The 4976-nt window shown below is 60.2% G+C and carries 6 protein-coding genes; all 6 read right to left on the reverse strand.

Features of this window, described 5'->3' with window-relative positions; translation table 11 throughout:
• A partial coding sequence (locus VJV58_RS19475; protein WP_324139000.1) for a flagellar motor switch protein FliN occupies window positions 1–284 on the reverse strand: 284 nt, incomplete at its 3' end.
• A gap of 17 nt (window positions 285–301) precedes the next feature.
• Window positions 302–928, reverse strand: a complete 627-nt coding sequence (locus tag VJV58_RS19480; RefSeq protein ID WP_324139001.1) for a FliH/SctL family protein — start codon at window positions 926–928, stop codon at window positions 302–304.
• Window positions 928–2010, reverse strand: coding sequence for a flagellar motor switch protein FliG (gene fliG, locus VJV58_RS19485; protein ID WP_324139002.1), 1083 nt, complete (start codon window positions 2008–2010; stop codon window positions 928–930). Before fliG ends, VJV58_RS19480 begins: the two co-directional genes overlap by 1 nt.
• 6 nt (window positions 2011–2016) lie before the next feature.
• Window positions 2017–3621 carry a flagellar basal-body MS-ring/collar protein FliF gene (fliF, locus tag VJV58_RS19490; RefSeq protein ID WP_324139003.1) on the reverse strand — a complete coding sequence of 535 codons (1605 nt, stop codon included), beginning with the start codon at window positions 3619–3621 and terminating at the stop codon, window positions 2017–2019.
• Between the two features lie 175 nt (window positions 3622–3796).
• Window positions 3797–4072, reverse strand: coding sequence for a DUF1153 domain-containing protein (locus tag VJV58_RS19495; protein WP_002714638.1), 276 nt, complete (start codon window positions 4070–4072; stop codon window positions 3797–3799).
• Window positions 4073–4289: 217 nt separating this feature from the next.
• Window positions 4290–4976, reverse strand: coding sequence for a flagellar hook assembly protein FlgD (locus VJV58_RS19500; RefSeq protein WP_324139004.1), 687 nt, complete (start codon window positions 4974–4976; stop codon window positions 4290–4292).

Here is a 4976-nt window from a genome sequence, read left to right on the forward strand (position 1 = left end):
TCGCCGCGCGCCACCAACCGGTTGTTGACGTAGATGTCGATTGCTTCTCCGACGCGCCGGTCCAGTTCGAGCACGCTGCCGGGCCCGAGTTTCAATAGTTCGCCGACATCCATCTTCGAACGGCCAAGCACGGCAGAGACCTGCACCGGCACGTCGAATACGGCTTCCAGATCGGCGGCAACGCGCGATGCCTGCTCGTCATCCTGGTAGGCAACGTCGTCGATTGCCGGGGTATCCGCGGCATTGAGGTCCGGAAGCGGGACCTGTCCATCGGTGTCACTCATGTTCTAATCCCCATGGCCTACGTTGCGGCCTGATTGCGAGACGCCATGTAACGCCGGACAAGTTCGTCGATCTTGGCCTGGATGGCCGCGCGCTCCAGCACGACGCCGCCGTCGGCCCACTCGATCCTGCAATCGCCGGTCTCGATTTCCGGCTCAGCCAGAATAACAATTCGCCCATCGAACCCGCTTTGCTTCGCCAGCCGTTCGACGTGGTCCCGCGCGGTCTCGTAGAGCGAATCGCTGACGCGCACCACCAGATGTGGCGTGGACACAAGGTGCGAGAAGCAATTGCTCACCAAGCCCGTGATTTCGCCAAGCGGTTCACGAAGGAGCAACTCGCTGCATAGTTTGCGCGCCACCGCGACGGCGACGTCGACGGCTTCGGTTTCCATCCTGGTCTCGATGCCGCAGAAGCGGGCCTCGATGGCCTTGATGCCGGTCCCGATATGCTCAAGCGCCAGCGCCACTCGTCGATCGCTTTCCGCTTTTGCCTCCCGCTGTCCGGCCTCGTATCCGTCTCGATAGGCGCGAGCCTCGGCAGATGCGATCTTCTGCGCGATTTCCGCTTGCGTGGCAGGCCGCTCGCGGGACTTGTCCGGTTCGGAAAAATCCAGGTCGAACAGGAATTTTGCGGGCGCGGCCATCAGTACACCAGCTCGTCGTCGGCGCGGTTCTTTGTCAGCATGATTTCACCCTTGGCGGCGAGATCCTTGGCCAGATTCACGAGCAGCGCCTGCGCCTCGTCGACATCGCGCAACCGTACCGGCCCGAGCGCGGCCATGTCGTCGAGCAGCATCTTGCCGGCGCGAGACGACATGTTGCCGAGGAAAAAGCCGCGGACCTCCTCGTTGGCGCTCTTTAGCGCGATTCCGAGCTTGTCCTTGTCCACATGGCGCATCAGCGTTTGGGCGGAAGCGGCGTCAAGCTTGACGAGGTCGTCGAATGTGAACATCAGCGCCTTGATGCGCTCGGCGGATTCCCGGTTCTCCTCCTCGAGGGAGGTGATGAAGCGGGTTTCGGTCTGCCGGTCGAAATTGTTGAATATTTCCGCCATTACCTCGTGGGCGTCGCGACGCCGTGTCTGCGACAGGTTGGACATAAATTCGGTGCGCAGCGTCTGTTCGACGCGCTCGATGACTTCCTTCTGTACCGCTTCCATCTTGAGCATGCGGTTGATGACGTCGAGTGCCATGTCCTCGGGCAGAATTGCGAGGACACGGGCGGCGTGTTCCGGCTTCAACTTCGAGAGCACTACCGCGATCGTCTGCGGATACTCGTTCTTCAAATAGTTTGCGAGAACCTCTTCCTGCACGTTGGAGAGTTTCTCCCACATGTTGCGGCCCGCCGGCCCGCGGATTTCATCCATGATGCCATTAACGCGCTCGGGCGGCAGGTACTGCTGCAGCAGTCTCTCGGTACCGTCGAAGGTTCCCATCAACGCGCCGGAAGCCGACATACGCGAGACGAATTCGAGCAGCAGGTCTTCGACAATATCAGCTTCGACAGTGCCGAGCGTTGACATCACCATCGACAGTTCGCGGACCTCGTCGTCGTCCAGCAGCGACCAGATCTTGCCGCCATATTGCTCACCCAGCGCCAGCATCAGGATCGCGGCCCGCCTCGGGCCGCTCAGCGCTGGCCCTTTTGGGCGCGCACCCTGACGCGCCGCCAGCGAGGAGATCACGCTGGTGATGTCGTTGGTGTTTGTGATTTGCGGTACGGCCATATCAGATCACGCGGGCTGTTCGCTGAGCCATTGACGAACAATGGAAGCGGTTTCGTTCGGGTTTCGCTCGGCCAGTTCACCTACCCGGTGCACCGATTGGGCATGCACCTGTCCCTGCACCTGCGCGACGTCGATCATCTGCGCGGTCGCATTGGGTCCGGGAACGAGGTTCTGCGCGGTGCCGTCACTCAGCGCGGCCACGGCATCGCCGGTCAGCGAAGCGACCTCTTCGGAGGCCAGGATGCGTTTGACCAGCGGACGGATCACCATGAACAACACCACCAGGCTGAGCAGCATCATCACCCCGAGCTCGATGACGTACATCACGTCGTCTTTGGTGAACTGTACCATGCCGAGGAGGCCGTTGGGCTCGGCGACGGGGGTCACTGCCGGCGCTTCGGCGAATTTGAGGTTCACGACTTCGAGCTGGTCCCCGCGCTTTTGATCAAAGCCGATCGAAGATCGAACCAACGCGGCGATGCGCTCGAGCTGCTCTTTGCTGCGCTCCTGATAAACCATCTCGCCTTTGTCGTTTTTGACGTAGCTGCCGTCGACCAGCACCGCGACGGAAAGGCGATTGACGCGTCCAGCCTCCGTCACTTCCGTTTTTGTCGTGCGCGAAATTTCGTAATTGTTGGTTTCCTCGGTCTTCTTGCTCTGGTCGCGCGCGGTGGAGGCATTGTCCCTGTTCTGATTGCCGGGCAGCTCGTTATTGACGGTGACCTGACCGGTGTTGTCCGAGGTGGCAGACGATTCCTCGCGGGTCTGGCTCGACCGGAGCACCCGGCCTTCGGGATCGAACCGATCCGAAGTCTGCGTGACCTTGTTGTAGTCGAAATCGGCCGAGACCTGGACACGGGCGCGACCGGTGCCGACCACGGAGGAGACGATCGCCTCAACCTGATTTCGCATCCGCTTCTCGAACCCGGCGCGGCGCTCGTCGGCAATGCTGTTGTCGGCCTCTCCGCTGGCGCCATCGGCGAGCAATTGGCCAGCTTCATCGACAATCGAGACGCGCTGAGGCTTGAGGCCGTTGACAGCGGAGGCGACCAGATGGCGGATAGCCTTTATCTGCTGCGGTTCGAGCGCGCCGCGCACGCGCACGACGATGGAAGCCGACGGCTCCGGCGCTTCGCGCGAGAACAGAGGTCGCTCGGGCAGCACGAGGTGAACCCTGGCCGCCTGGACGCGATCGATCGCATGTATCGTGCGGGCTAGCTCTCCCTCCAGCGCGCGCAAGTGATTGATGTTCTGTACGAAGCTAGTGGTGCCGAGCGCGTCGGATTTGTCGAAGATCTCGTATCCAACACCGGCGCCCTTGGGCAGGCCGCCTTCGGCGAGCTTCATGCGTAGCCGCGTCACCTTGTCTTTCGGCACCATGATCGCCGCGCCATCGTTGCGCAACTCGTAGGGAATGGCCTGGCGTTCCAGGTCCTTGATGATGGCCGAGGAATCCTCGAGGCTGAGCTCGGTGAACAGGGTTGTCATCTGAGGCGTGGTGACGCGCATGATGACAAAGCCGAAAAAGCTTATCAGCGCGGCTGTTACGGCGACCATCGCCATCAACCGCGAAGCGCCCAGCCCCTTCAGAAAACCAAACAGACCCTGCAAACCAACTGCCCCTAGGATTCGGCACCAAGAACCGACTGGGCAATTATTGCCTATGGGATGGTTTCGATATGGTTAACGAGGGTTAAGGGCTGCGGCGAAACTTCAACGTCGATAAAATCGGCTTCGCAAAAGGAAGCCGATTTTCGTCGAATGTTGCCGGTTCTGAAGCTGGTTTTTATTGCCGGTATTGCTGGATGCGGGTCGTGCGCAATCCCGCCAGGCCATGCTGATCGATCGAAAACTGCCAGGAAAGGAATTCGTCAACAGTCAACGTGTATCGGCTGCAGGCTTCTTCGAGGGAAAGCAGGCCGCCACGGACTGCGGCGACGACTTCGGCCTTGCGGCGAATAACCCATCGCTTGGTGCCGGGCGCAGGCAGATCGGCAATCGTTAAAGGGCTGCCGTCAGGCCCGATGACGTATTTTACCCTCGGGCGATGAGGTTCTGTCATGGTGTACTCACAAACTCTCAACCACTGAACTAACCGCAACAACCTACGCCCGGCGGCTTAAAATTTGCCTAAGCCTAACGCTTCAATGCGAATCTCCCCGAATTAACCGAAATTCGTTTGCCCCCAACGCCGCTCCTCTGCGGCGCTTTTAATGCTTTGGCGTCGAACATTGCTAGTCCAGCAGGGCAGCAGTGCTGCTCTATGCCGATCCAAAATCTCAGGTCGAGATGCCTTTGATCTGGTTCACCGTGTAGGTCTGGCCGTTGATCGACAGCAACGGCGGCGTTTGCGTGAGATCGACCGAGCTGACCATGCCCTGGATCTGCGTCGTAACCGCGACGGGGTTGCCGGAGCCATCGGTAGCGGTGGCGGTCATCTTGTATTGGCCTGGAGGCCATCGGGTGCCGTCGTTGCCCTTGCCGTCCCAGCCGAAGACCTGGTTCTGCCCAGCCTGGACGGGATAGCTGTTACTGTAGACGGTCTGCCCCGCGCTGTTGGTGATGGAGATGCTGACATTCGAGTCGGTCGGAACGCCGAGATTCCAGGTGGCCGCGCCATTCGCCAGCAGGGCGGTGCTGCCATCGACGATCGCTGTTTTGCCGACGAACGTCAGCGCCTGCGTCGATTGCGCAGTCTGCTGCAATGAAAGCATCGAGGCCAACTGATCGTTTGTCCTGAGCTGCTGCTCGACGCCGGCAAACTGAACGAGCTGCTGAGTGAACTGGTTGGTGTCCAGCGGGTCCAGCGGATTCTGGTTCTGCAACTGGGTGGTAAGAAGCGTCAGGAAACTCTGAAAATTTCCGGCAAGGGTGCTACCCGCGCTCGAGTTCAGAGATGCGGACTCAGAACTTGAGGCGGGTAGGGGTGTCGTTCCCGAAACAACATGATTTGTGACTGTTGTTAT

Source organism: Bradyrhizobium sp. (genome assembly GCF_035273305.1).
In the GTDB taxonomy this organism is placed as follows: domain Bacteria; phylum Pseudomonadota; class Alphaproteobacteria; order Rhizobiales; family Xanthobacteraceae; genus Bradyrhizobium.

What these genes read in the sequence shown, in the direction of transcription:
- VJV58_RS19480 (WP_324139001.1), bottom strand. Translation starts at nt 928, where the DNA reads ATGGCCGCGCCCGCAAAATTCCTGTTCGACCTGGATTTTTCCGAACCG.
- fliG (WP_324139002.1), bottom strand. Translation starts at nt 2,010, where the DNA reads ATGGCCGTACCGCAAATCACAAACACCAACGACATCACCAGCGTGATC.
- VJV58_RS19495 (WP_002714638.1), bottom strand. Translation starts at nt 4,072, where the DNA reads ATGACAGAACCTCATCGCCCGAGGGTAAAATACGTCATCGGGCCTGAC.